This is a genomic window from Streptomyces luteogriseus (genome assembly GCF_014205055.1).
Taxonomy (GTDB): Bacteria; Actinomycetota; Actinomycetes; order Streptomycetales; family Streptomycetaceae; genus Streptomyces; species Streptomyces luteogriseus.
In genome coordinates, this window is sequence record NZ_JACHMS010000001.1 from 3,115,955 (window position 1) to 3,140,791 (window position 24,837).

The 24,837-nt window shown below is 70.2% G+C and carries 21 protein-coding genes and 1 pseudogene; 6 read left to right on the forward strand and 16 right to left on the reverse strand.

Annotated features, from left to right (window positions below):
* Nucleotides 1–362: 362 nt before the first annotated feature.
* The gene (locus tag BJ965_RS13290) at nt 363–809 is read left to right on the forward strand and encodes an ATP-binding protein (RefSeq protein WP_184908828.1); all 447 of its coding nucleotides are present in this window, start codon (nt 363–365) and stop codon (nt 807–809) included.
* Nucleotides 810–910: 101 nt separating this feature from the next.
* On the opposite strand, the gene BJ965_RS13295 is transcribed toward BJ965_RS13290, so the two are convergent.
* Both BJ965_RS13295 and fdxA read right to left on the reverse strand, forming a co-directional pair.
* On the reverse strand, nt 911–2,002 hold the full coding sequence (locus tag BJ965_RS13295; protein ID WP_184908829.1) for a bifunctional succinyldiaminopimelate transaminase/glutamate-prephenate aminotransferase: 1,092 nt from the start codon (nt 2,000–2,002) through the stop codon (nt 911–913).
* Between the two features lie 121 nt (nt 2,003–2,123).
* Nucleotides 2,124–2,444: a ferredoxin gene (fdxA, locus tag BJ965_RS13300; protein ID WP_003973842.1), complete on the reverse strand. Its 321-nt coding sequence runs from the start codon at nt 2,442–2,444 to the stop codon at nt 2,124–2,126.
* Nucleotides 2,445–2,584: 140 nt separating this feature from the next.
* Here fdxA and BJ965_RS13305 point away from each other — a divergent pair, with 140 nt between their 5' ends.
* The gene (locus BJ965_RS13305) at nt 2,585–3,613 is read left to right on the forward strand and encodes a GNAT family N-acetyltransferase (RefSeq protein ID WP_184908830.1); all 1,029 of its coding nucleotides are present in this window, start codon (nt 2,585–2,587) and stop codon (nt 3,611–3,613) included.
* Nucleotides 3,614–3,630: 17 nt separating this feature from the next.
* Nucleotides 3,631–4,482: a transglutaminase family protein gene (locus tag BJ965_RS13310; RefSeq protein WP_184908831.1), complete on the forward strand. Its 852-nt coding sequence runs from the start codon at nt 3,631–3,633 to the stop codon at nt 4,480–4,482.
* Nucleotides 4,483–4,592: 110 nt separating this feature from the next.
* On the opposite strand, the gene BJ965_RS13315 is transcribed toward BJ965_RS13310, so the two are convergent.
* The 8 genes and pseudogenes from BJ965_RS13315 to BJ965_RS13350 all read right to left on the reverse strand — a co-directional run bounded on the left by BJ965_RS13315 (nt 4,593) and on the right by BJ965_RS13350 (nt 12,409).
* A complete protein-coding gene (locus tag BJ965_RS13315; RefSeq protein WP_184908832.1) occupies nt 4,593–5,207 on the reverse strand; it encodes a response regulator transcription factor in 615 nt (204 codons plus the stop codon).
* Nucleotides 5,204–6,370, reverse strand: coding sequence for a sensor histidine kinase (locus BJ965_RS13320; protein WP_184908833.1), 1,167 nt, complete (start codon nt 6,368–6,370; stop codon nt 5,204–5,206). The genes BJ965_RS13315 and BJ965_RS13320 overlap by 4 nt, the downstream gene beginning before the upstream one ends.
* Nucleotides 6,367–7,107, reverse strand: coding sequence for an ABC transporter permease (locus BJ965_RS13325; protein ID WP_184908834.1), 741 nt, complete (start codon nt 7,105–7,107; stop codon nt 6,367–6,369). The genes BJ965_RS13320 and BJ965_RS13325 overlap by 4 nt, the downstream gene beginning before the upstream one ends.
* Nucleotides 7,104–7,952 (reverse strand): annotated as a pseudogene (locus BJ965_RS13330) (ABC transporter ATP-binding protein); the annotation flags it as partial. The pseudogene BJ965_RS13330 and the gene BJ965_RS13325, both read right to left, overlap by 4 nt.
* A gap of 206 nt (nt 7,953–8,158) precedes the next feature.
* Complete coding sequence (locus BJ965_RS13335; protein ID WP_184908836.1) at nt 8,159–10,720, reverse strand: hypothetical protein; 2,562 nt, start codon at nt 10,718–10,720, stop codon at nt 8,159–8,161.
* Nucleotides 10,721–10,876: 156 nt separating this feature from the next.
* On the reverse strand, nt 10,877–11,287 hold the full coding sequence (locus BJ965_RS13340; protein ID WP_184908837.1) for a DUF6113 family protein: 411 nt from the start codon (nt 11,285–11,287) through the stop codon (nt 10,877–10,879).
* The gene (mshB, locus tag BJ965_RS13345; protein WP_184908838.1) at nt 11,284–12,186 is read right to left on the reverse strand and encodes an N-acetyl-1-D-myo-inositol-2-amino-2-deoxy-alpha-D-glucopyranoside deacetylase; all 903 of its coding nucleotides are present in this window, start codon (nt 12,184–12,186) and stop codon (nt 11,284–11,286) included. The genes BJ965_RS13340 and mshB overlap by 4 nt, the downstream gene beginning before the upstream one ends.
* A gap of 28 nt (nt 12,187–12,214) precedes the next feature.
* Nucleotides 12,215–12,409 (reverse strand): hypothetical protein, encoded by a 195-nt coding sequence (locus tag BJ965_RS13350; RefSeq protein ID WP_030842840.1) that lies wholly within the window; start codon nt 12,407–12,409, stop codon nt 12,215–12,217.
* Between the two features lie 177 nt (nt 12,410–12,586).
* Here BJ965_RS13350 and BJ965_RS13355 point away from each other — a divergent pair, with 177 nt between their 5' ends.
* The 3 genes from BJ965_RS13355 to BJ965_RS13365 all read left to right on the forward strand — a co-directional run bounded on the left by BJ965_RS13355 (nt 12,587) and on the right by BJ965_RS13365 (nt 16,101).
* Nucleotides 12,587–14,713: a S9 family peptidase gene (locus BJ965_RS13355; RefSeq protein WP_184908839.1), complete on the forward strand. Its 2,127-nt coding sequence runs from the start codon at nt 12,587–12,589 to the stop codon at nt 14,711–14,713.
* Nucleotides 14,714–14,949: 236 nt separating this feature from the next.
* Nucleotides 14,950–15,408 carry a GNAT family N-acetyltransferase gene (locus BJ965_RS13360; protein WP_184908840.1) on the forward strand — a complete coding sequence of 153 codons (459 nt, stop codon included), beginning with the start codon at nt 14,950–14,952 and terminating at the stop codon, nt 15,406–15,408.
* A gap of 150 nt (nt 15,409–15,558) precedes the next feature.
* Nucleotides 15,559–16,101, forward strand: a complete 543-nt coding sequence (locus BJ965_RS13365; RefSeq protein ID WP_184908841.1) for a hypothetical protein — start codon at nt 15,559–15,561, stop codon at nt 16,099–16,101.
* A gap of 172 nt (nt 16,102–16,273) precedes the next feature.
* Here BJ965_RS13365 and BJ965_RS13370 read toward each other — a convergent pair whose 3' ends face one another.
* From BJ965_RS13370 to typA, 6 genes are all read right to left on the reverse strand, one after another.
* A complete protein-coding gene (locus BJ965_RS13370) occupies nt 16,274–17,422 on the reverse strand; it encodes an ABC transporter ATP-binding protein (RefSeq protein ID WP_184908842.1) in 1,149 nt (382 codons plus the stop codon).
* The gene (locus BJ965_RS13375) at nt 17,415–18,473 is read right to left on the reverse strand and encodes an ABC transporter ATP-binding protein (RefSeq protein WP_184908843.1); all 1,059 of its coding nucleotides are present in this window, start codon (nt 18,471–18,473) and stop codon (nt 17,415–17,417) included. The genes BJ965_RS13370 and BJ965_RS13375 overlap by 8 nt, the downstream gene beginning before the upstream one ends.
* An 11-nt stretch (nt 18,474–18,484) precedes the next feature.
* The gene (locus BJ965_RS13380) at nt 18,485–19,447 is read right to left on the reverse strand and encodes an ABC transporter permease (RefSeq protein ID WP_184908844.1); all 963 of its coding nucleotides are present in this window, start codon (nt 19,445–19,447) and stop codon (nt 18,485–18,487) included.
* Nucleotides 19,440–20,369, reverse strand: a complete 930-nt coding sequence (locus BJ965_RS13385; RefSeq protein WP_184908845.1) for an ABC transporter permease — start codon at nt 20,367–20,369, stop codon at nt 19,440–19,442. Before BJ965_RS13385 ends, BJ965_RS13380 begins: the two co-directional genes overlap by 8 nt.
* Nucleotides 20,370–20,502: 133 nt before the next feature.
* Nucleotides 20,503–22,116 carry a peptide ABC transporter substrate-binding protein gene (locus BJ965_RS13390; protein WP_184908846.1) on the reverse strand — a complete coding sequence of 538 codons (1,614 nt, stop codon included), beginning with the start codon at nt 22,114–22,116 and terminating at the stop codon, nt 20,503–20,505.
* Between the two features lie 605 nt (nt 22,117–22,721).
* Nucleotides 22,722–24,629 (reverse strand): translational GTPase TypA, encoded by a 1,908-nt coding sequence (gene typA, locus BJ965_RS13395; protein ID WP_184908847.1) that lies wholly within the window; start codon nt 24,627–24,629, stop codon nt 22,722–22,724.
* Nucleotides 24,630–24,837: the final 208 nt, after the last annotated feature.

Below are 24,837 nucleotides of genomic sequence, written 5' to 3' on the forward strand. Positions count from 1 at the left end.
GCCACTGGGAGCCGGATCGCGCACGGGTACGGGGGCTCACCCGTGAGGGTTGGCCGCGCGGGCCCGCGGCGACGGTGTGCGCAGGTTTTCGCACTCTCGCCCGGGAAAGCGGGAAATCCCTTGCGAACACAGGGCTGGAAGGATTCGGCAGGGTTTCCCCCGGAGGCCTTTTTGACCGTTTTTATCCGCAGCCGATAATGCGACGCATTGCCAACTCTTTACGTTGCGGCGCCGCAACCTTCGCGGGCCTCGAGCGGTAGTCACTGCGTCCGGGCCGGGATGATCCACAGCCAGTCGATCAACTGCCGGACCCGGTCGGACACTTCACGAAGCTCACTGTTCTCTCCCGTCGAAGGAGCACCATGTCCCTCCCCCTGACCCGCCGTATCGCCCGTGCCGCGCTGATCGTCGCTGCGGGAGCGGCTGCCGGGGTCGGTGCGGCCGGCTCCGCCAGCGCGGCCCCCGAGCTGCCCGCCACCCCGAACCTCGGTGGCCTCACCGCCCTGGACGGGGCCAACGTCGGCAACACCGTCGACGGCGCTGCGCAGAAGGTCACCAAGTCCGCGGGTGACACCGGCGGCAAGACCGTCGAGAAGGCGGTGCCGGCCGCGGGCAAGACCGGCGGCAAGGCGGTCAAGAAGACCACGCCCGTGGCGCAGAAGGCGGCCGGTGACGCGGCGGGCTCCGCCGGGCAGCTCGTCGGCGACACGGCCGGTTCGGCCAAGGGCGGTCTGCCCACGGACTCCCTGACCAAGGGCGGCGTGCCGTCCGCGGACTCCCTGCCGGTGAAGAGCCTGCCAGTCGGCTGACGCGGCGGCGCTGTGACGTCGAAGGGGTCCGGGGAAGTTCCCCGGACCCCTTCGGTGTGCTCGGCCGCGGTCACACCCGCTGTACGGCCGCCGCACCGCGGTCACAGCCGCTGTACGGCCGCCGCCACCCTCTCGTCCGTGGCCGTCAGGGCCACGCGCACGAACTGCGCGCCCGCCGGGCCGTAGAAGTCGCCGGGGGCCACGAGGATGCCGCGCTTGGCGAGGTGATCGACGGTGTCCCAGCAGGACTCGCCCCGGGTGGCCCACAGGTAGAGGCTGGCCTCGCTGTGCTCGATGCGGAAGCCGTGGGTGACCAGGGCCTCGCGCAGCAGCTCGCGGCGGGAGACGTAGCGCTCGCGCTGGACGCGCACGTGGTCGTCGTCGCCGAGGGCCGCGATCACCGCCGCCTGCGTCGGAGCCGACGTCATCATGCCGCCGTGCTTGCGGATCTCCAGGAGCGGGCCGAGGACCGCCGGGTCACCGGCCAGGAAGGCCGCGCGGTAGCCGGCGAGGTTCGAGCGCTTGGAGAGGGAGTGGACGGCGACGATGCCGTCGTACGAGCCGCCGTTGACGTCCGGGTGCAGCACCGAGACCGGGTCGGCCTCCCAGCCCAGCTCCAGGTAGCACTCGTCGGAGAAGAGCAGGATGCCGTGCGAGCGGGCCCAGGCGACGATTCGGGTCAGCTCCTCCTTGGAGAGGACCTTGCCCGTGGGGTTCGACGGGGAGTTCAGCCAGAGGAGCTTCAGGCCCTCGGGGTCCAGCTCCGTCGGATCGTCGTAGGCCTCGTGGTCGGCGCGGGCCAGCCGGGCGCCGACCTCGTACGTCGGGTATGCCAGGCGCGGGTAGGCCACCCGGTCGCCGGGACCGAGGCCCAGCTGGGTGGGGAGCCAGGCGACGAGCTCCTTGGAGCCGACGATGGGCAGTACGTGGCGGTGGGTGATCTCCCGGGCGCCGAGGCGGCGCTCGACCCAGCCGGTGATCGCGTCGCGCAGCTCGGGCGTGCCCCACACGGTCGGATAGCCCGGCGAGTCGGCCGCGGCCACCAGCGCTTTCTGGATCAGCTCGGGTACCGGGTCGACCGGGGTGCCGACGGACAGGTCGACGATGCCGTCCGGATGGGCGGCGGCCGTGGCCTTGTACGGGGTCAGCTTGTCCCAGGGGAACGTGGGGAGGCGGTCGGAGACTGCGGACACGGGTTCGGGCTCACTTTCTGGCACGTACGAGCCGGTCACGGCAAACGCCTCGGCCCCGTACGGCGATCAGCGGGCTGATCAGGCCGTACGGGACCGAGGCGGCACGGAGTGCGGGCCGCTCTTACTGGTTCTGCGGCGGCAGCGCGGCGACGAAGGGGTGGTCGCGCTCGATCAGCCCCAGCTTGCTGGCTCCGCCGGGCGAACCGAGCTCGTCGAAGAACTCGACGTTCGCCTTGTAGTAGTCCTTCCACTCCTCGGGAGTGTCGTCCTCGTAGAAGATCGCCTCGACCGGGCAGACCGGCTCACAGGCACCACAGTCGACGCATTCGTCCGGGTGGATGTACAAGGACCGCTGGCCCTCGTAGATGCAGTCGACCGGGCACTCCTCGATGCACGCCTTGTCCTTGACGTCGACACAAGGCTGCGCGATGACGTAGGTCACGCTGTCGTTCCTCCTCGATAGGGCGCTGGCGGGCCTCCTCAGGCTCCGCCGCCTGGCGCGCGGGAGCGCGGCGTCGTCGATGCCCGCCCCTAGTATCTCCGTTCTTGGGCATGATCCGAACAGGAGGGGTGAACTGACCTGTGGAAATCTCTGCCGCCGGGCGACTCGAGGTCCGTATCACCGCTGCTGACGTGGGCAAACGGGTCTCCGTGCGGAGCTTGATCGAACATGGGGCTCCGGGTGAGAAGTTCACCGACACGGTCGGTGTTCTCACATCATGGGACAACGGTGTGCTGCTGATCACACGCAAGAGCGGCGAGAGCGTCCGAATCCCGGAATCGGCGCTGGTCGCGGGCAAGACCGTGCCCGCCGCACCGGCGCGTCGCCGCGGTCCGGCCGCCTCCTACGAGGAGCTGGCCCGGGTCGCCGCGCGGGCCTGGCGGCCCGTGGAGAGCGAGCGGCTCGGGGACTGGGAGCTGCGGGCCGCGTCCGGGTTCACCCGGCGGGCCAACTCGGTGCTGCCGCTGGGCGCGCCGGGCGTGCCCCTGGACGAGGCGCTCGACGCCGTACGGCGCTGGTACGGCGCCCGCGGGCTGCCTGCCTACGTCCAGACCGCGACCGGCGCCGAGGGCACGCAGGAGCTGCTCTGCGCCGAGCTGGAGCGGCGGGGCTGGGTGCGGGAGGTGACCGCCGGGCTGTGGGTCGGGCCGCTGGCGCCGATCGCCGACCGAGGTGATCCGGCGGGGGTCGTGCTGTCCCGGCAGGCCGGTGAAGGATGGCTGGCCCGGTACCAGCGCAAGGGCGTGAGCGAGGTGGCGCTGCGTGTTCTGGAGAGCGGGCCCTCCGTGTGGTTCGCGACCGTGCCCGGGGAGAGCGCGGACGCGCCTCCCGCCGCCATCGGGCGCTGTGTCGTCGACGGCCGGTGGGCCGGGTTCGCCGCCGTCGAGGTCGACCCGGCGCTGCGGCGGCGCGGTCTTGCCACGGCCGTGATGGCCGCGCTGGCCCGTCAGGCGCTCGACGAGGGCGCGTCGGCCGCGTGGCTCCAGGTGGAGTCCGACAACGCGGCAGCGCGGGCGCTGTACGCCGGGATGGGCTTCGCGGCGCACCACGCCTACCACCACTACCGGGCGCCGGACGGCGCCGCAGCGGCCGGTATCCGATCGTCGTGAGAGGGCACGAGCCAGTCATGCGTCCCCCGTTTCCCCCGCCCCCCGAGCGCTCCGCCGAGCTGCGGCGGCGGTTCGCCGAAGAGGCCCGGTCCGAGCGGCCCGATCTGTCGACGTTGTGCCTGCTGGTGGGTGCGGAGGCGGACGGGAAGCTGGACGAGGCCGGTCTGGACGCCGCGCAGGTCGAGCTGGACCGGCTGGCCGGGTTGCTGCCGTACCGGCCCGGCGGGCCTCACGCCTGGGCGGTCGCCCTGCGGGAACTGCTCGGTGAGCGGATGGGGTTCCACGGCGCCCCCGCGGACTACCAGCGGCTGGAGTCCTCGCTGCTGCACGAGGTGCTGGTCCGGCGCAGGGGGCTGCCGATCCTGCTGTCGGTGGTGTGGCTGGAGGTGGCCCGGCGGGCGGGAGCACCGGTGTACGGGGTGGCCCTGCCGGGGCACTTCGTGGTCGGGTTCGGGCCCGACGAGGGACAGGTGCTCGCGGATCCGTTCGACGGCGGGCGGGTGCTGACCGGGGCGGACGCCGAGTTGCTGGTGGCCGGGGCGACGGGGACGGGTATCGATCCGTCGATGCTGCGCCCGGCCGATCCGCTGGATGTGGTGCTGCGGATCCTGAACAACGTGCGGGCGTGGGCGGCGGCCCGTCCGGAGCGGTCGGACGTGGCGTTGTGGGCGGTCGAGTTGTCGCTGCTGTTGCCCTCGCATCCGGCTCGGTTGCGGTACGAGCGGGCGCAGTTGCTGGTGCAGCGGGGGGAGTTCCTGGGCGGGGCCTCGGAGCTGGAGGCCTACGCGGAGGTGGTGGAGGCCGTGGATGAGGCCGCGGCCGAGCGGGTGCGGGGGGAGGCTTTCGCGGCCAGGGCGATGCTCAACTGACGCCTTCTCGCCGTGTGACTTCGCGTGGGGTGAGGGTGTGGGCTCGTCGTGGTTGATCGCGCTCACGCGGCGGAGCCGCACATCGACACAGCCCCGCGCCCCTAAAAGCTTTACAACCAGCCCTTTTCCCGTGCCACTCGGACCGCCTCTGCTCGGTTTCTCACCGCCAGCTTCTGGATGGCTGTGCTGAGGTAGTTGCGGACGGTGCCCTGGGAGAGGTGCAGGGACGTGGCCAGTTCGGCGTTGGTGGAGCCGTCGGCGGCCGCCCGGAGTACCTCGCGTTCCCGGTCCGTCAGCGGGTTGGCGCCGTCCGCCAGGGCCGCTGCCGCCAGGGTCGGGTCGATGACACGTTCGCCGGTGAGGACCTTGCGGATCGCCTCGGCGAGCTGGGCGGCGGGGGCGTCCTTGACCAGGAAGGCGTCGGCGCCGGACTCCATGGCGCTGCGCAGGTAGCCGGGGCGGCCGAAGGTGGTGAGGACGACCAGCTTCACGGCCGGGAGCTCCGCGTGCAGACGGGCCGCGGCCTCTATGCCCGTCGCGCCGGGCATCTCGATGTCCAGGAGCGCCACGTCCACGGCGTGTGCGCGGGCCGCTTCCAGGACCTCGTCGCCGCGGGCCACCTGGGCGACGACCTCGATGTCCTCCTCCAGGCCGAGCAGGGCGGCCAGGGCCTCGCGGACCATCGACTGGTCCTCGGCGAGCAGGACCTTGATCGTGCGGCTCATGCCGGGGATCCTACGTCCGCCGGTCCGGCCGTCGGCACCCGGGCGACCAGGCGGAAGCCGGACGTGAGCGGGCCCGCCTCCAGGGTGCCGCCGGCCTTGGTGAGCCGTTCGGTGAGGCCCGCGAGACCGTTGCCGTGGCCGGTGCCCGCCCCGCCCGAGCCGTTGTCCTCGACGGTGAGTTCCAGCACCGGGCCGTCCAGGGTCTGGCGGCGCAGCAGCTCGACCGTGCAGCGGTGGGCTCCGCTGTGCCGTACGACGTTGGTCACGGCCTCGCGCAGCGCCCAGGCGAGGGCCGATTCGCTCTCCTCGGGCACGCCGTCGAGGTCGGGTTCGCCCGGGAGTGCGGCGGTCACGCCGGCCGCGGCCAGGGCGACCCGGGCACCGGCGAGTTCGGCGCTCAGGCGGGGGCGGCGGTAGCCGGTGACGGCCTCGCGTACGTCGACGAGGGCCTGGCGGCTGACCTGCTCGATGTCGGCGACCTGCCGGGCCGCCTCGTCGGGCCGGCCGGGCAGCATCCGCCCGGCCAGCTCGCTCTTGAGGGTGATCAGCGAGAGCGAGTGGCCGAGCAGGTCGTGCAGGTCCCTGGCCAGGCGCAGGCGCTCCTCGTTGGCGGCCAGCTGGGCGACGGTGGCGCGGGCCTCGCGCAGGGCGATGGTCGTCCGGACGAGTTCGCGTACGCCCGTCATCGCGAAGCCGCCGAGCAGGGCCGGGATGAGCAGTCCGGCCAGGTAGGAGTGCCCGTCCGGCACGGCGAACGCCACGGCGGTCAGCAGCGCGCACGCACCCGGGATCGTCCAGCGGGCCAGGCGCAGCGGCAGGGCCGCGCCGGACGCGATCGAGACGTACACGAACAGCACCAGCCACTCGCGGCCCAGGGTGAGGGCCAGGAGCGTGGACTGGGCCGCGAGCACCCCGAGCGAGCCGAGCACCAGGTTGTTGCGCTCACCGCGGCCGGTGCGGAAGACCAGCACCATGTACCAGGCCACGAACGCGGCCAGGCCCAGCCGGCCGAGGATCCGCGCGCCCGTGCTGTGGCCGCCGTGCAGCAGGTCGGAGACGGGTGCGCCGAGGTAGACCAGCCAGATGCCGGTCCACAGCGACTTCACCGCCCGCTGCTTGCGGTTCACCGGACGCTGCCCCATGCCGAACCCGACGCCGCTCACGCCTTCAGGGTGTCCTTCCGGTACAGCCAGGCGGCGCCCCCCGCGAACAGGACGAACGACACCACGAGGACGGCGAGGTCCTGGACGTGCGGGGCCCGGCTCTGCTCGATGGCCTGTCCCAGGGCAGCGTACGCGTGCGTGGGCAGCCACTTCGCGATCTCCTGGAGCCAGTCCGGGAAGGTCGTCGTGGGCATCCACAGACCGCCGAGCATGGACAGGCCGAAGTAGGTGATCATCGTGATCGGGCGGACCGTGTCACCGGTGGCCAGGTAGCCGAGGGCGACGCCGAGCGCCGCGAAGACGAGGCTGCCGGCCCAGATGGCGCCGGTGAGGGCGAGCCACTGCCAGGCGTCCAGGGTCACGTCCTTCACGGCCGCCGCGACGGCGAAGACGATGACGATGGACGGCAGGCTGACCACGGCGGCGCTCGCGGTCTTGGCGAGGACGTAGCCGCGGCCCGGCAGTGTGGTCAGGCGCAGTTGCCGCACCCAGCCGCCCTCGCGCTCCTTGGCGATGCGCTCGCTGTTGCCCATGAGGACGGCCGTGAGGGCGCCGAAGGACGCCATGGAGACCATCATGTAGGTCGGGAGGGTCAGGCCGCTGCCCGGGACCTTCGTGGTGCTGTCGGCGTTGCCCGCGATGATCAGGAACAGCACCGACGGGTAGATCACGGAGAAGAACAGGAACTTGCGGTTGCGCAGGGCGCGGGCGAGTTCCAGTCTGATCAGGCTGTTCACTTCGACTTCGCCTCCTCGGCGGTGGTGATGGCGACGAAGGCCTGTTCCAGGCCGAGCCCGGCGACCTCGAGGTTGCGGGGTCGGACGCCGAGGCCGTACAGAGCGTGGACGGTGGCATCGGCGTCGGCGGACTGGATGCGCACGGTCCGTCCGGAGATCTCGATCCGGGTCAGGAACGGCAGGGCGCGCAGGGAGGGCTCGTCGATGGCGCCCTCCAGGTCGAAGGAGACCCGGCGGGCGCCCGCCCTGGCCTTGATCTCGGCGGCCGTGCCGTCGGCGAGGAGCCGGCCGCGGTGCAGCACGAGGACCCGGTCGGCGACGGCGTCGGCCTCTTCGAGGTAGTGGGTGGCGAAGAGCACGGTCCGGCCCTGGTCGGCCTGCTCGCGCATGGTGGCCCAGAAGGCCTGGCGGGTGGTGACGTCCATGCCGGTGGTGGGCTCGTCCAGGACGATGAGGTCGCTGTCGCCGGCCGTGGCGAGGGCGAAGCGGACGCGCTGGGCCTGGCCGCCGGAGAGCTTGTCGACCTTGCGGTCGGCGATCTGCGCGATGCCCGCCCGGGACAGCACCTCGGAGGGCCGGTACGGCTTCGGGTGCAGGTCGCAGGCGAGCCGCACGAGTTCGGCGACCGTGACCTCGTCCATGAGGCCGCCGCTCTGCAGCATGGCGCCCACGCGCCCGGCGACGATGGCGTCCCGGGGGCTGGTGCCGAAGAGCCGGACCGTGCCGCTGTCGGGCTTCTTGAGGCCGAGCAGCAGGTCGAGGGTGGTGGACTTGCCGGCGCCGTTGGGCCCGAGCAGGGCCACGGTCTCCCCCGGCCTGAGGTCGAGGGTCAGTCCGTCCACCGCCCGGACGGCGTCGTACGCCTTGCTCACCTGGTCGAACGCGACCACCGAGGCTGTCGTTGTCATACGGACATCGTGGCTTCGGGGCCACCGGCGGAGGCAGTGTCGGGCGTCCGGAGTGCCGCATGACGGTTGTCATGTGTGTGGTGTGACGGCGAGAGCCCCCGCCCTCGTCGGGCGGAGGCTCTCGTGCGGCGGGTGGCCGGAGGTCAGTTCGGCTTGGTGTCGATGACTCCGATGCGCTCCGCGGGCGTCTTGCCGCGCAGGGCCTTGCGCAGCGCCGCGACGACATCCTGCGGGAGGACGTCCCGCTTGCCGCTGGCGCCCTCGATCTGCACGCCCTCGAAGGTCGTGCCGTACGCCTCCTGGAGCGCCTTCAGGTTGTAGGTGTCCACGAGTTTGCCGTCGACGGCCTTGAAGCTGAGGATCTTCGGCAGGGACAGCGCGCCGAACGGAATGCTGTGCGCCGCGTCGGTCTGCACGATGGCCTTGGCCGACATCGCGGGCTGTGCGAAGTCCTTCAGGACCCGGTCGACCTCGGCGTTCGAGACCGTGGGTTGGCGGGTGGTGGTCGGGAGGTTCACCGTGCCGGCCGTGCCGGTCTCCACCTGGGTGCGGTAGGCCTCCTCCACCGCCGTCGTCGACTTGGCGAGGTCGACGCCCTTGCCGGTCTTGCCGTACACCGGGACGGCCTTGCCGTTCTTGAACTCGATCGTGCCGTCGGTCGTCGCGCCGGAGCCGCCCGCGGCGGCCTCCAGGGAGGCGTGCAGCTTCTCCTCGTCGACGGGCATGACCGGCGTGACGGCGCGATGGTTGCCGAAGAGCGAGGCGATCACGGAGACCGGGTTGTAGTCGCTCTTTGCCGCCGCGTCGGCCGTGGCGTCCATGTCGAACTGCAGGCCCGCGTTGTCCGGGTCGAGGGAGACGGTCTTGCCGCCCAACGACAGCTTCAGCTCCTTGCCGGCGTTCTTGTCGAAGGCCTCGTCGAGCTTCCGGACCGCGCCGTCGCGAGTGGTGCCGCCGATGTCGACGCCGAGCACGGTGGTGCCCTTGGGCACGTCGGTGCGGTTCATCAGCAGCCCGGCGCCGTAGACGCCACCGGCGAGGACGACCACGCCGACGGCCAGCAGCACGAGCTTGTTGCGGCCCTTCTTCTTCGGCGCCTTGGAGGAACTCGCCGGGGGCGGCGACACCGGCTCGGGCAGCTTCGGCGCCGTGTGGGGCACCGGGCCGTCCCCGGGCGCGCCCGGGCCGAACGGCGAGGCCGCGCCCGGCGGTACGACGGGGATGCCGCTGGTGACCGTGTGTCCGGAGACGTTGTCGTGCCGGGGGCCGTAGCCCTGGCCGTCCGGCGGTTCGGGGGCCGGCTTCTGCGGGGTCAGGATGGCGGTGTCGTCGCTCATGCCGCCGCCGGGGCCGGGAGCGGGGGTGCCGCCCCGGGCGCCCGGGCCCGGGGGGCCGCCGGCAGCGCCGGGTACGCCCGTACCGGCGGGGCCGCCGGGGGCGCCCGGGCCACCGGGGCCGCCGCCTATGGCTCCGGGGCCTCCCGGCCTGCCGGGGGCGTTGAAGGCGCCGGGGGCTCCGGGGCCGCCGGGGTCGTTGAAGGCCTCGGGGGCGCCGGGCCCGGCCGGGTCGCCGAAGCCGTCAGGGCCGCGGCCGGCGGGGCCACCGGGGGTGTTGAAGGCACCGGGGCCGACCGGGCCACCTGGCTCGTTGCCGAAGCCGCCGGGGCCACCGGGCGCGTCGAAGGCACCGGGTGCGCCCGGGCCTCCGGGCGCGGTGAAGCCGCCAGGCCCCCCGGGACCACCCTGCTCGTCGAAGCCCGCTCCGCCCGGCGGCACCATCGGGCCGTCGCCGGTGACCGGTCCGCCGGTCGGGCCGGCCGGGCCCCGGGAGCCGGGGCCGCCGGGCGTGCCGAAGCCGTCCGCGGCGCTCGGGCCACCGGGCTGACCGCCGTAACCGGCCTGTCCGTTCTGACCGTTCTGCCCGTCGCGGCCGTTCTCCGAGAAGTACGGCAGGTCGTCGCGGCGCGGTTCGCCGCCGCCCGGGGCGGGACGCGAGCCGCTGCCCAGCGGGCCCGCCGCCAGTGCCTCGGTGACGTCGAAGGAGCCGGTGCCGCCGCCGTGCCCGGGGGCGACAGGACCGCCGGTCGCGCCGCCCGGGAGCCCGGCGCCGTTCGTACCGCCGGACCGGGAGCCGCCCGGCGCGCCCATGGAACCGACCACGCCTCCGGGACGCCCGGCACCCGGCCGCGCCCCGCCGGACGCACCGGCACCGGGACCGCTCGCGCCGGAGCCGCCCGGCGCCGGACGCGAACCGCCCGGCAGCCCGGCCCCGTTGGTGGAGCCGCTGCCCGGACCGCCCTTGCCCCCGCCTGACTTGCGGGGCGCGAACCAGTCGCTGGCCGGCTTGTCGTCGCCCTGCTGTGCGGGCTCGCCGGGAGACTCGGCCGCGCCCGGGCCCGCGGACGGGGCGGTGCCCGGCGCCGACGACGCCTCACCGTGCGTGTCGGTGTCGGCGGGCCCCTCCGCCTCCGTGACGGGCTTGCGCACCACCACGGGCGGAATGGGCCGCGACCCGGGGATGTTGATCCGGATCCGGGTCGTCAGCGTGGTCTCGGTCTTGCGTTCCTCCGGCCGCGTGGCGGAACGGCCCGCGTCCGTACCCGCGTCGGAGACCGTCGGGGTCCCGTACGGCGGCGTACCCGACGGGTAGGCGGCTCCACCGCGCCCGTTGGGCCCGGAGGACGGAGTGTCAGTTTCACGACTCAAGGCAGGTTCTCCCGGTTGGCTCCGCCGCCCGACACAACCTCACGCGGGCAGCTCGGCGGCGCGCACCACCATACTGGCCACTTCTCGCCCGTATCCCGTGACCGCCATGGAAACCCACACCGGACCCCCACGGCCACGTCCTGGCGAAGTGGTACGTCACTTGGCAAGTCGGACGGGGCCGCCGTCCGGTTGCCGCCCCGGGGCGAGGGTGGCGCAGATCACAGCCACGGCGATGCCCCCGAGCAGGAAGAGATAGGAGCCGCTCCCCGCGGCGAAGAGGAAGTCGCCCTCGGGCCGGCTGGCGGTGAGCAGGACGACGGCGAGCATCCAGCCGACGGCGACCGCGACGCCCCCGGCCCGGCCGCGCAGGACGCGGGTGGCGCCCAGGACGGCTCCGGCCTCACCGGCCAGGGCGAGCAGCAGCCCGCCCGGGAACCAGCCGGGCTGCACCAGGGCCCCGGCCACGCCGACCAGGGCACCGAGCGCGAAGAACCCGAGGCAGGCGCCGACGCGTCCGGCGCCGGGCGGGCGCATCGGCTGGGCGAGCATCGACGTGCGGTCGCTCATGAGGCCTCCCCGACACCGGCGAAGAGGTCCGTCTCCGGTTCTCCGGGGGCCCGCTCGCCCCGCACCAGCTCGTAGTACTCGGTGGTGAGGATCGGCTGGGCGAGTTCGTTGGACAGCACGAAGTACGGTTCGGCGACGGTGATCTGGGTGGCGTGGGCGCGCATCGCGGCGGCCTTGGCGGCGGCGTGGGCGGTGCCGTCGATCACGGTGGTGATCCGGTCCTCGGGCACGACACCGGGGACGTCGTCGACATCGGCCGCCTTGGCGAAGGGCGTGCCGGGCAGGTCCTCCCGGAGCCGCGCGAAGGACTCCTCCACAACGGGCCGGGGGACCCGGTTCCAGTAGACCTTGGGGATCGGCACACCGGCGTCGGCCGACAGTTCCACGGCGCGCATGGCGACCCGGTGGGCCTGGATGTGGTCGGGGTGGCCGTAGCCGCCGTGGTCGTCGTAGGTGACGAGGGCCTGGGGGCGGACCTCGCGGATCACCTGGACGAGGTGCGCGGCGGCCTCGTCGACGTCGGCCTGCCAGAAGCAGCCGGGGTCGTCGTTGTCGGGCAGACCCATCATCCCGGAGTCGCTGTAGCGGCCGGCGCCGCCGAGCAGGCGGAAGTCCCGGACCCCGAGCTCGGCCATGGCGGCGGTGAGCTCACGACGGCGGTGCTGGCCCAGCGCGGCGCCCGTCAGGTGCGCGAGCTCGGGCGGGATGACCTCGCCGCGCTCCCCGAGGGTGCAGGTGACCAGGGTGACGTGGGCACCCTCGGCCGCGTACCTGGCCATGGTGGCGCCGTTGTTGATCGACTCGTCGTCCGGGTGCGCGTGCACCAGCAGCAGACGCCTCGCGGAGCGAGGTGGGGGTCCCCCCTGCTCGGAGAGCCTGGGGGAGGGCAGTTCCGTCATGGGACCAGCCTACGAGGTCCCATGCCGGTCAGAACTTGATGCTGCCGATCATGCCCGCGATGTTCGTCGTCAGCTCGTTGATCGTGGGAGCGACGGTCGAGGAGGCGAGGTAGAAGCCGAGCAGCATGCAGACGATCGCATGCCCCGCCTTCAGCCCCGACTTCTTGATCAGCAGGAAGACGATGATCGCCAGCAGCACCACCGCCGAAATCGAGAGTGCCACGGCGGTTCACCTCCAAAGATCCACGAGGGCGCGGGGGGTCGGACTATGGGGGCATCAAATCCGTACAGCGGCCAGCAGGTTCATACCCACTATGCGACATTGATCATAACTATCCCTCCGCGCGCATCGATCGGCGCACGGCCGCACAAGGGGGCGCATGGCCAATATGGTCAGGGCATGACGACCGAGCCTCACTCCTTCCCCCGACGGCACGCCCGTACCCAGCGCTTCACGCTCGGCGCGCCGCGTTCGTTCACCGTGGCGCCCGACGGTTCGCGTGTCGTGTTCCTTCGCTCCGGTTCCGGTACGGACCGGGCGAATTCGCTCTGGGTCCTCGACACGGAGGCGGGCGCGGAGCGCGTGGCCGCCGACCCGCGCGCCCTGCTGGGCGGTGCCTCGGAGGACCTCTCGCCCGAGGAGCGGGCCCGGCGCGAGCGCAGTCGGGAGGGCGGGGCCGGCATCGTCGGGTACGCCACGGACACAGCCGTCGAGCTGGCCTCTTTCGCCTTGTCGGGACGGCTTTTCACGGCCGAGCTGAGGGCCGGGACGGCGCGTGAACTGCCCGCGCCGGGGCCGGTGATCGACCCGCGTCCGTCGCCCGACGGGCGGCACGTCGCGTATGTCGCACAGGGGGCTCTGCGGGTGGTGGGCGCCGAGGGGGAGGACGACCGGGCGCTCGCCGAGCCGGAGTCGGAGAATGTCTCATACGGACTGGCCGAGTTCATCGCGGCCGAGGAGATGGGGCGGTCCCGGGGCTTCTGGTGGGCCCCGGAGTCGGACCGGCTGCTCATGGCGCGGGTGGACGACACGCCGGTGCGGCGGTGGTGGATCGCCGACCCCGCGCATCCCGAACGGGAGCCGCAGCGGGTGCCGTACCCGGCGGCGGGCACGGGCAACGCGGAGGTGCGGCTGTTCGTGATCCGGCTGGACGGGCCGCGCACGGAGGTCGCCTGGGACCGGGCGCGCTACCCGTATCTGGCGCATGTCCACTGGTCAGCGGCGGGGGCACCGCTGCTGCTCGTCCAGGCGCGCGACCAGCGCAGTCAGCTGATCCTGGCCGTGGATCCGGACACCGGCGCGACCCGGATGGTGCACGCCGACGAAGATCGAACATGGCTTGATCTTTTCCCCGGGGTGCCGTGCTGGAGCCCGTCGGGCCAGCTGGTGCGGATCGCGGACGAGGGGGGTGCGCGGGTGCTGGCGGTCGGGGAACGGCTGCTCACGGGAGCGCAGTTGCACGTCCGGGCCGTGCTGGACGTCTCCGCGCACGACGTGCTGGTCTCGGCGTCGGCGGGTGCGGAGGCCGCCGGGGACGCGGAGACGGGCCAGGTGCATGTGTACCGGGTGAACGAACTGGGCGTGGAGCGGGTGTCCCAGGAGCCGGGCGTGCACGGGGCGGTGCGGGCCGGCGACGTGACGGTCCTGGTCTCGGCGACACTGAACCGGCCAGGTTCACGGGTGCAGGTCCTGCGCGACGGAAAACCGACCAGGACTATCCCCTCGCACGCCGAAGATCCCGGTATGTCCCCCCGCGTGACGCTCACCGAGGGGGGCGCACGCCGCGTCCCGTGCGCCGTGCTTATGCCTCGGGACTACGACGGTGACACCCCGCTGCCGGTGCTCATGGACCCCTACGGCGGTCCCCACGGTCAGCGGGTGGTCGCCGCGCACAACGCCCACCTCACGTCGCAGTGGTTCGCGGACCAGGGTTTCGCGGTCGTCGTGGCGGACGGCCGTGGCACCCCGGGCCGCTCCCCCGCCTGGGAGAAGGCGATCCACCACGACTTCACGCTGTCGCTGGACGACCAGGTGGACGCGCTGGAGGACCTCGCGAAGCGCCACCCCCTGGACCTGTCCCGGGTGGCGATCCGCGGCTGGTCCTTCGGCGGCTGGCTGGCGGGACTCGCGGTGCTGCGCCGCCCTGACGTCTTCCACGCGGGCATCGCGGGCGCGCCGGTGACCGACTGGAGCCTGTACGACACCCACTACACGGAGCGCTACCTGGGCACGCCGGCGGAGCACCCGGAGTCGTACGCGAAGAGCTCCCTGGTCACCGCCGAGGGGCTGTCCTCCCCCGCCGGGCCGCACCGCCCGCTGATGATCGTGCACGGCCTCGCCGACGACAACGTCGTGGTCGCCCACGCCCTGCGCCTGTCCTCGGCCCTGCTGGCCGCCGGCCGCCCGCACGAGGTGCTGCCGCTGTCCGGCGTCACCCACATCACCCCGCAGGAACAGGTCGCCGAGAACCTGCTCCTGCTCCAGGTCGACTTCCTGAAGCGCTCCCTGGGCCTCACGACCGCCTGACCACGACGACGGGCCGGGACGCCTCACAGCGTCCCGGCCCGTCTACGGCACCCGCACGGCCGTACGCCGATCAGCCTGACGTGTCCGTATATCGGAACCGGGTCGGCGAAGTTGCCTGCGTGTTAACGCAGTTGGCGGGGATTTGCGAGGATGTGGGCCTCCGCGGAAGCAGACTCGGGCCCGGCCCACCGGCAAACGGAGTTGCTGTTCGAACCGCAGTCCGGTTTCCTGTGCCGATGTCCGACCTTCGTATAGAGCAGCCGAGCGAGGACGCCGGCCTCAGGGACTGGCAGCACGTCCACAACGTGATCATCCCAGCCCACACTCTTTCTCTGGCCGAGGTCCGGGAGCGCGCCCAGCGCAACCACCTCGAAGTCGCCTATCTCGGCGACACGCTCGTCGGTTGCAGCACGGTGCGCCCGCCTGCCGGCGACTCGCTCACAGCGACCGTGATCGCCCGGACGCTCCCCGCTCACCGCGGCCAGGGGTTCGGCACCGAGCTCTACAGGCGAGGGGTCGACCGGGCGCTGCAGCTCGGCGCGCAGACGATCGAGACCGTCGTGCTTTCCAGCAACGAGGACGGACTGCGGTTCGCCGAGAAGCAGGGTTTCGTCGAGATCGAACGCTACCTCCTGCCGGGCGACACCATCCCCTGGGTCGACCTACGCCTCTCCTCGCTTCGACCCACACCGTGACTCCGGCCGGGGCAGCTTGACACCTTCTTTGCAACTGCACCTCAAGCTCAGAACTCCCTCAAATCAAGTGCGCAGTTGAGCGCACTCAACCATATTGATCACGTCACATTCGTGACGCTGTCCTCATGACCAGGGACCCAGGAGTTCTGCATGTCGTTCAAGACCGGGCGAGGGCTCACGCTCGCCACCATCGCCACCGCTGCAGGCGTGGCCGCCACTCTCGGCACCGCCCCCGCACAGGCGAGTTCGATGAAGCCCGGCACAGACACCTACGTCAAGGTCAGCACAAAGGCTCAGTCCATAACCTCGGGCGTTGCCGGTGTCGACCGTTCGGAAGACAAGGGCTGCTTCAGCGACAACACCTACAACGCGATCGTCACCTGGAAGCTGGGCAAGGTGACGAAGAGCAGCATCCGCGTCAACAGCATCGACATCCGGCACTCCAACGGGCGCAAGATCTACGTGGGCAACTACGCCCTCGTCGACGACAACAAGCGTGTCTGGAACAAGGTGGCGCCGGGCGACGTGGGCAAGGGGGCCCACCACCGCAAGTACACCATCAACAAGACGCTACAGGTCAAGAAGCACAAGGCGTACTTGGTCATGAAGACGACCATTTCGTCCCGCAAGAACGAAGACGCTCTCTTCTGCGGCCAGTCGGCCTACATCTACTTCTACTTGAAGCAGAAGTAGCACCCTCAGCGAAGCAGTAGCACCCTCAGCGTGCTACGCCGCCCGGCCGCCACGTCTCCGCGACTTTCCGCGGCCCGTGGCGTCTCGGGCGGCTCCTGCGTTCGGGGCGGGCAACGCTGATTCCCGGCACCGCAGTCGGTGCCGGGAATCAGCGGCCGGGTCCTACGACGGCTCACACCGCGTGGACGACGTTCTTCTCCTCGGCGAAGTGGCATGCCGACTCGTGCGCCGCCGGCGTGTCCACGCCCTCGAAACGCACAGGTACCGCCAGCAGGGGCACCTCCTCGGCGCACTTGTCCTGAGCTTTCCAGCAGCGGGTGCGGAAGCGGCAGCCGGAGGGCGGGTTGGCCGGGGACGGGACGTCGCCGGTCAGGATGATCCGCTCGCGGCCTTCACGGGCCTCCGGATCCGGCACCGGGACCGCGGAGAGCAGCGCCTGGGTGTACGGATGCGTCGGGTGCTCGTAGATCTGCTCGTCCGTGCCGATCTCGGCCATCTTGCCGAGGTACATCACACCCACGCGGTCCGAGATGTGCCGGACGATCGACAGGTCGTGCGCGATGAAGAGATACGAGAGGTTGAACTCGTTCTGCAGCTTCTCCATCAGGTTGATGACCTGTGCCTGGACGGACACGTCCAGCGCGGAGACCGGCTCGTCGCAGATGATGATCTCGGGGTTGAGGGCCAGACCGCGGGCGATGCCGATGCGCTGGCGCTGACCGCCCGAGAACTGGTGCGGGTAGCGGTTGATGTACTCGGGGTTGAGGCCGACGACGTCCAGGAGCTCCTGGACCCTGCGGCGGCGGTCGCCCTTCGGCGCCACCTCGGGGTGGATCTCGAAGGTCTCCCCGATGATGTCGCCCACCGTCATACGGGGGTTGAGCGAGGTGTACGGGTCCTGGAACACCATCTGGATGTTCCGGCGGACCGCCTTCAGCGCACGCCCGGACAGCTTGGTGATGTCCTGGCCCTTGTAGAAGATCTCGCCCGCGGTCGCCTTCTCCAGCATCATCAGCAGCTTGGCGACCGTGGACTTGCCACAGCCGGACTCGCCCACGATGCCGAGGGTCTCGCCCTGGTAGAGGTCGAAGGAGATGCCGTCGACCGCCTTGACCGCCCCGATCTGCTTCTTGAGCAGAATGCCCTGGGTGAGCGGGAAGTGCTTCACCAGGTTGCGCACTTGCAGGATCGGCTCGCCGCGCTCCACCGGCGCCTCGATCGCGGCGACCGCCTCCGTCTCGGAGGAGGCGTCGACGACCTCGACCTCGGAGACGTTCGGCATGGCGTCCAGGGGCTTTTCGGTCTTGCCGAGCTCAGCCATGGATCGTCTCCTTCCAGAAGTGGCACGCGCTGCCGCGGCCGGGAAGCTCGCCGCCGTCCCGCTCGGTGACCGGGTGCAGCAGCGGGACGTCCGTACGGCAGATGTCCTGCGCCATGGGGCAGCGCGGGTTGAAGGCGCAACCGGACGGAATACGCGTCAGGTTGGGCGGCAGGCCCTTGATCGCGTAGAGGTCCTGGCCCTTCTGGTCCAGGCGCGGGATCGACTCGAGCAGACCCTTGGTGTAGGGGTGCGCGGGTCGCTTGTACAGCTCGTGCACGGGCGCGGTCTCCACGATCCGGCCCGCGTACATCACCGCGATCTTGTCCGCGACGTCGGCGACCACGCCGAGGTCGTGGGTGATCAGGATCAGGCCCATGTTGTACTCGCGCTGGAGCTCCGCGAGCAGGTCCATGACCTGGGCCTGGACCGTCACGTCGAGGGCCGTGGTGGGCTCGTCGGCGATGATCAGGTCCGGCTCCAGGGCGAGCGCCATCGCGATCATGATGCGCTGGCGCATACCGCCCGAGAACTGGTGCGGGTAGTCGTTCACCCGGGCCGCGGAGGCGGGGATCTTCACCCGGTCCATCAGCTCGATGGCCTTGGCCTTGGCGTCCTTCTTGGACATGCCCTGGTGGACGCGGAACATCTCCGCGAGCTGATAGCCGACGCTCAGCACCGGGTTCAGCGAGGACAGCGCGTCCTGGAAGATCATCGCGATGCGCTGACCGCGGATCTTGCGGCGCTCCTCGGCGGACATCTTCAGCATGTCCTGGCCGCGGAAGAGGATCTCGCCGCTGGGTATGCGGCCGGGCGGCATGTCGAGGATGCCCATGATGGCCTGGGCGGTGACGGACTTGCCGGAGCCGGACTCGCCGAGCACGGCGAGCGTCTCGCCCGCGGACACGGAGTAGTTGACGCCGTTGACGGCCTTGGCGATGCCGTCACGGGTGTGGAACTCCACGTGCAGGTCGCGTACTTCGAGCAGCGGGCGGCCCGTGCCCTCCGAGCCGTCCGGTGCGGGACTCTCGGCCACTTCATCGATGATGGTCACGTACGCCTCCCTCAGCGCAGCTTGGGATCGAGGGCGTTGCGTACCGCATCGCCGAACATCAGGAACGACAGCACCGTGATCGACACCATCACCGACGGGATGATCAGGGTGTGCGGGGCGATACGGAGTTGCTCACGTCCTCGCGCCACGTCGCCGCCCCAGGATACCGCCGTGTCTCCGAGACCCACGCCCAGGAAGGACAGGGTGGCTTCGGCCGCGATGTAGCCACCGAGTGCGATGGTCGCCACGACGATGATGGGTGCGAGCGCGTTGGGCAGGATGTGCCGGAACAGGATGCGGGACGTCGAGGCGCCGAGCGCCTTGGCGGCCACGACGTAGTCCGCCTGCTTGATGGTGATCACGGCACCGCGGGCGACTCGGGCGATCTGGGTCCAGCCGAGGAAGGCCAGGGCCATGATGACGACCCAGACGGTGCGCTCGTCGAAGGAGTTGAGCACCACCAGGGCGCCGAGCAGGAACGGGATGCCGAGGAAGATGTCGGTCACCCGCGAGAGCAGGGTGTCGGTCCAGCCTCCGAAGTAGCCGGCGATCATGCCGATGACCGTGCCGAGGATGGTGACGGCGACGGTCACACCGACACCGACGGTGATCGAGGCGCGGGCACCGTAGACGACACGCGCGTAGATCGAACGGCCCTGGACGTCGTAGCCGAGCCAGTCCGGAGCGAAGAAGTGGCCCCAGTTCGGCTTCCCCAGGTAGTGCTTGGCCAGATCGGCGTCGCGTGGCGAGGCACCGGTGAACAGTCCCGGCCAGATCGACATCACCAGCAGGAACAGGATCAGCACGGTCGAGACCAGGAACAGCGGGTTGCGCCGCAGGTCGTGCCAGGCGTCGGACCACAGGCTGCGGGGCTTGCCCGGAGCCGGGCCGGCCTCGGCGACCACGACACCCGCGGTGCTCACGGTGTCACCGGGAAGGGCTTCGACCTTCTTTTCGACGGTCTTGTCAGGCATACCGGATCCTCGGGTCCAGGACCGCGTAAAGCAGGTCGACGATCAAACTGGCAACGAGGTAGATGACCACCATGAGCGAGGCGATGCCCACGACCGTGGCGCCCTCACGCCGGCTGAGCGCCTCGTAGATCTCGACGCCGATACCCCGCACGTTGAAGATGCCCTCGGTCACGATGGCGCCGGTCATCAGGTTGCCGACCTCGATACCGAGGAAGGTGACCACGGGGATCAGCGAGTTGCGCATCAGGTGGACGCCGATGACGCGGCGGCGCGGCAGGCCCTTCGCCACGGCGGTGCGCATGTAGTCGGAACGCAGGTTCTCCGCGATCGACGTGCGGGTCAACCGGGCGACGTAGGCGAGCGACAGGGACGCCAGCACGGTGGCGGGCAGCGCGAGCTGAGCGAAGTCCGTCGAGTCGGTCACGGTGGGCGTGGTGACCGCCCACTTGAACGCGAGCAGGTACTGCAGCAGGAAGCCCAGCACGAAGGACGGCATCGACACGAGGACCAGCGTCAGCGTCAGCAGACCGCGGTCGCGCAGCGTGTCGGGGCGCAGGCCGGCGACGACACCGAGGCCGATGCCCACGAGCGTGACGAAGGTGAACGCGAAGATCGTGAGTCTGATCGTCACCGGGAACGCGTCGGCGATGACGTCGGCGATGGGCCGCTGACTGGCGATCTGCGTACCGAAGTCGCCCTGGAGCAGGCCGGTCATGTAGTTCACGTACTGCTGAAGGAGCGGCTGATCGAGGCCGAGTTCCTTCTTGATGCTCGCGACCACCGTCGGGTCGTACGCCTGGTCTCCCATCATGGCCCGGACGGGGTCGCCGGGCAGGGCGTACATCATGCAGAAGATGAGCAGGGTTGACCCGATGAACACCGGGATCATCTGGAGCAGTCGTCGTGCGACATAGCGCCCCATAGGTGCCTCCGTGAGGGGTTAACGCAGGCGCGGGGGCCGTCTCCTGGTGACGAGACGGCCCCACGCACCTCCCACCGCCGCCTAGGGCGGCGGCGGGCTTACGGCCAAGGGGGAAGAGCCCTAAGGGTTCCTCTTACTTCGTGGTGACGGCCCACACTTCGAGGTCACCGTGGAAGTCGACGTTGACGTTGTCGACGTTCTTACCGTGGCCGCCGTTGATGCGGTAGTACCAGAGCGGGATGGCCGGCATGTGCTCGACGAGCTTCTTCTCGACCTCCTGGAAGGCCTTCACCGACTCGTCGAGGGACTTGGCGTTGTCCGCCTTGTTCATCAGCCCGTCGATCTCCTTGTTGGAGAACTTGCCGTTGTTGGCCTCGGCGGTGGTGTGGTACAGCTCCTTCATGAAGTTGGCGTTGACCGGGTAGTCGGCGACCCAGCCACCGCGGTACATGCCCTTCACCTGGTCGTTGTCACGGGCCTCGAGGTCCGTGGCGAAGTCCGGCTTCGGGTCACCGGTGCAGTCGACACCGGTGGCCTTGCGGATGGACTCGCAGACCGCGGTCACCCACTCCTTGTGCCCACCGTCGGTGTTGTACTGGACGGTGAACTTGTTGCCCGGAACGCCACCGCCCTCCTTGATGAGCTGCTTGGCCTTCGCCGGGTTGTACGTGAACACGTCCGTGTCCAGGTTCTGGTAGCCCTTGACGCCGGGCGGGGTGAAGCCCTTGGCCGGCGTGCGGGTGTTGTTCAGAACCGTCTTGGTGATCGTGTCGCGGTCGATCGCCATCGACAGACCCTGCAGGACCTTCGGGTCGATGTCCTTGAAGGTCTTGGAGTAGAACGCCGGGGTCAGCGTCTGGATGGCCGCGTACGGCTGCTCGATGGCGCCGTCGCCCAGGTCCTGCTTGTACTTCGGCAGGTCCGTCGGGCCGACCTGGCGGATCATGTCCAGGTTGCCGGAGACGACGTCCTTGTACGCGGCCTCGAGGGTCGTGTACGCCTTGAACTGGACGCCCTTGTTCTTGGCCTTGTTCGGGCCCTGGTACCCGTCCCAGGCCTTGACCTGGATGAGCTTCTTGTGGTCCCACTTCTCGAACTTGTAGGGACCGTTGCCGACCGGCTTCTGGCCGAAGGCCTTCGGGTCGTCGTAGAAGACCTTGGGCAGCGGGGCCCAGGTGGTGTAGCCGAGCTTGTAGTTGAAGTACGGCATCGTGTACTTCAGCTCGATGGTGAAGGTGTGGTCGTCCACCGCCTTCAGGCCGGACATGGTGTCGGCCTTCGGGTCACCCTTCTCCGGGTGGACATCGTCGTAGCCCTTGATGTCCTGGAACCAGAAGGAGTTCTGCTGGTTGTTCTTGATGTTGGCGTACCAGTTCCAAGCGTCGATGTACGACTTGGAGGTGACTTCTTCGCCGTTGTGGAACTTCCAGCCCTTCTTGAGCTTGACCGTCCACGTCTTGGAGTCGTCGGTGGTGACCGACTCCGCGTTCGTGTAGACGATGTCACCCTTGGAGTCGAAGTCCAGCAGCTGGGTGAAGATGGACTGGATGACGTACGAGCCGTTGGACTCGTTGGTGTCAGCCGGGATCAGCGGCTTCTGCGGCTCGCCGACGTCGATCGAGACGTAGCCGGCGGGCCCGGAACCCTTGCTCTTACCCTCGTCATCACCGTTGCCGCCGCAGGCGGTGGCGGCCAGGGCGACGACTATCGCCCCCGCGACCCACTTGGCGCTCTTGGCACCGCGCATGGGTTCCTCCTATGAAGTCATTGGTTCACCGCGAAGGGAGCACACGACACATCACGGCCCCCGCCCGTCGCCGGTGCCGGAATTCGTCGAGTGCCCCCGCGCTCGTGAGTCGCGCCGCTGCCGGCTACTGACCCGTACATCCGAGCTCTACGCGCCTAACTATCTGCCAAACGCCTGGACCGAACCACACTCTCGAGGTCTCGGTTCGATCACAGCTCTCGCCTACATCTTCCAAAATCCGGACAAAGGGTTTGGTGAAAGATCCCTGCGAAACGGACTTGTTACACATCTATCGGTGTCGGCTGTCCGCATTCCGGACGCGAGAGTGAGATAAACCGCTTGCGACGTACCGTGGGTCCCGTGCAGGGTGCCACCGGAGTCTGTCGCGCGCTCAAGAAGCTTGTGCGGCAAGGCCGTTGCGCGTTCCCCGGTACCGGGGAGGCGTGGCGCTTCCGGAGCAGGGTAGTGGGAGAAAACCGTCCCTGACGGCCGTCACCGGCAAATCGAGGGTTTTCCCTAACCCTTCCCTTCGCGTTCCCCCTCCTTCACGCAACGGCACCGGGCACCCCGCCCATGCGGGGTGCCCGGTGCCGTGGTGAAGGGCGTCAGCCGTGCTTGGCGCGGCTCGCGGCGCGGGCGCGCTCGCGGGCGTCCAGGTTCACCTTGCGGATGCGCACGGCCTCCGGGGTGACCTCGACGCACTCGTCGTCCCGGCAGAACTCCAGGGACTGCTCCAGCGACAGCTTGCGCGGCGGGACGATCGCCTCGAACGAGTCGGCCGAGGAGGACCGCATGTTCGTGAGCTTCTTCTCCTTGGTGATGTTCACGTCCATGTCGTCGGAGCGCGAGTTCTCACCGACGATCATGCCCTCGTACACCTCGGTGCCGGGGTCCACGAAGAGCACGCCGCGCTCCTGGAGGTTCGTCATCGCGAAGGCGGTGACGGCACCGGAGCGGTCGGCGACCAGCGAGCCGTTGTTACGGGTCTGCAGGGTGCCGAACCAGGGCTCGAAGCCCTCGTGGATGGAGTGGCCGATGCCGGTGCCGCGGGTCTGGGTCAGGAACTCGGTCCGGAACCCGATGAGACCGCGGGACGGCACCACGAACTCCATGCGGACCCAGCCGGAGCCGTGGTTCGACATGTTGTCCATGCGGCCCTTGCGGACGCCCATGAGCTGCGTGACCGCGCCCATGTGCTCCTCGGGGACGTCGATCGTCATGCGCTCGACCGGCTCGTACGTCTTGCCGTCGACCTCCTTGGTGACGACCTGCGGCTTGCCGATGGTCAGCTCGAAGCCCTCGCGGCGCATCTGCTCGACCAGGATGGCCAGCGCCAGCTCACCGCGGCCCTGCACCTCCCAGGCGTCGGGACGCTCGGTGTCCAGCACCCGGAGGCTGACGTTACCGATCAGCTCGCGGTCGAGGCGGTCCTTGACCTGGCGGGCGGTGACCTTGCGGTCCTTGACGGCCGCCTTGTTGTCGGCGCCCTTGCCGGTGGCGCCACGGCCGACCAGCGGGGAGGTGTTGGTGCCGATGACCATGGAGATCGCGGGCTCGTCGACCGTGATCAGCGGCAGCGCGACCGGGTTCTCCGGGTCGGCCAGGGTCTCGCCGATCATGATGTCCGGGATACCGGCGACCGCGCAGATGTCACCGGGGCCGGCCATCTCCGCCGGCTTGCGGGTGAGCGCCTCGGTCATCATCAGCTCGGAGATGCGGACGTTGCTGACGGACCCGTCGCGCTTCATCCACGCGACCGTCTGGCCCTTGCGCAGTTCGCCCTGCTCGACGCGGAGCAGCGCGATACGGCCGAGGAAGTTGTCGGCGTCCAGGTTGGTGACGTGGGCCTGGAGCGGGGCGGTCTCGTCGTAGGTCGGGGCCGGGATGTGCTCCAGGATCGTGGAGAAGAACGGCTCCAGGCTGGTGGAGTCGGCGGGGACCGTGCCGTCGTCCGGCTTGGTCAGCGAGGCGATGCCGTCGCGGCCGCAGGCGTAGACGATCGGGAACTCGATCTGCTCCTCGTCGGCGTCCAGGTCGAGGAACAGGTCGTACGTCTCGTTGACGACCTCGTCGATCCGGGAGTCCGGGCGGTCCGTCTTGTTGATGCAGAGGATGACGGGCAACCGCTGCTGGAGCGCCTTGCGCAGCACGAAGCGGGTCTGCGGGAGCGGGCCCTCGGAGGCGTCCACGAGCAGGACGACACCGTCGACCATCGACAGACCGCGCTCGACCTCGCCGCCGAAGTCGGCGTGACCGGGGGTGTCGATGATGTTGATGGTGATGACGTCCCCCCCGTCCTTCGGGTGGTACTTCACCGCCGTGTTCTTGGCCAGGATCGTGATGCCCTTCTCACGCTCCAGGTCGTTCGAGTCCATCATGCGGTCGTCGACGCCTTCGAGCTGATGGGCGGCGAAGGCGCCGGCCTGCTTCAGCATGCCGTCGACGATGGTGGTCTTGCCGTGGTCGACGTGGGCGACGATAGCGACGTTGCGGATGTCGTGGCGCGTGGCCATATTGCGGCGTACTCCCGGAGTATGAGGAATGCCCTGCGCGGACGTCTGCGGTGCGCGGGCCCTGCCGGGCTGAACGTGCCACGGCCTCACCCCATGGTACGGGGCTGCGGCCGCGGGGGTTAGCTGGGCTACTTCGGTGCAGGTCAGGCCTGTTCTCGAGATCCTCGGAGTCGGCGCCCGGGCCTACTGGGGGCTGCCGCCCCCAGCC

Bases quoted from the DNA above. Each gene is read 5' to 3' on its own strand.
- BJ965_RS13360 (WP_184908840.1), top strand. From the start codon at position 14,950: ATGTCCGACCTTCGTATAGAGCAGCCGAGCGAGGACGCCGGCCTCAGG.
- BJ965_RS13390 (WP_184908846.1), bottom strand. From the start codon at position 22,116: ATGCGCGGTGCCAAGAGCGCCAAGTGGGTCGCGGGGGCGATAGTCGTC.
- mshB (WP_184908838.1), bottom strand. From the start codon at position 12,186: ATGACGGAACTGCCCTCCCCCAGGCTCTCCGAGCAGGGGGGACCCCCA.
- typA (WP_184908847.1), bottom strand. From the start codon at position 24,629: ATGGCCACGCGCCACGACATCCGCAACGTCGCTATCGTCGCCCACGTC.
- BJ965_RS13290 (WP_184908828.1), top strand. From the start codon at position 363: ATGTCCCTCCCCCTGACCCGCCGTATCGCCCGTGCCGCGCTGATCGTC.
- BJ965_RS13380 (WP_184908844.1), bottom strand. From the start codon at position 19,447: ATGCCTGACAAGACCGTCGAAAAGAAGGTCGAAGCCCTTCCCGGTGAC.
- BJ965_RS13315 (WP_184908832.1), bottom strand. From the start codon at position 5,207: ATGAGCCGCACGATCAAGGTCCTGCTCGCCGAGGACCAGTCGATGGTC.
- BJ965_RS13385 (WP_184908845.1), bottom strand. From the start codon at position 20,369: ATGGGGCGCTATGTCGCACGACGACTGCTCCAGATGATCCCGGTGTTC.
- BJ965_RS13355 (WP_184908839.1), top strand. From the start codon at position 12,587: ATGACGACCGAGCCTCACTCCTTCCCCCGACGGCACGCCCGTACCCAG.
- BJ965_RS13310 (WP_184908831.1), top strand. From the start codon at position 3,631: ATGCGTCCCCCGTTTCCCCCGCCCCCCGAGCGCTCCGCCGAGCTGCGG.
- BJ965_RS13340 (WP_184908837.1), bottom strand. From the start codon at position 11,287: ATGAGCGACCGCACGTCGATGCTCGCCCAGCCGATGCGCCCGCCCGGC.
- BJ965_RS13365 (WP_184908841.1), top strand. From the start codon at position 15,559: ATGTCGTTCAAGACCGGGCGAGGGCTCACGCTCGCCACCATCGCCACC.
- BJ965_RS13370 (WP_184908842.1), bottom strand. From the start codon at position 17,422: ATGGCTGAGCTCGGCAAGACCGAAAAGCCCCTGGACGCCATGCCGAAC.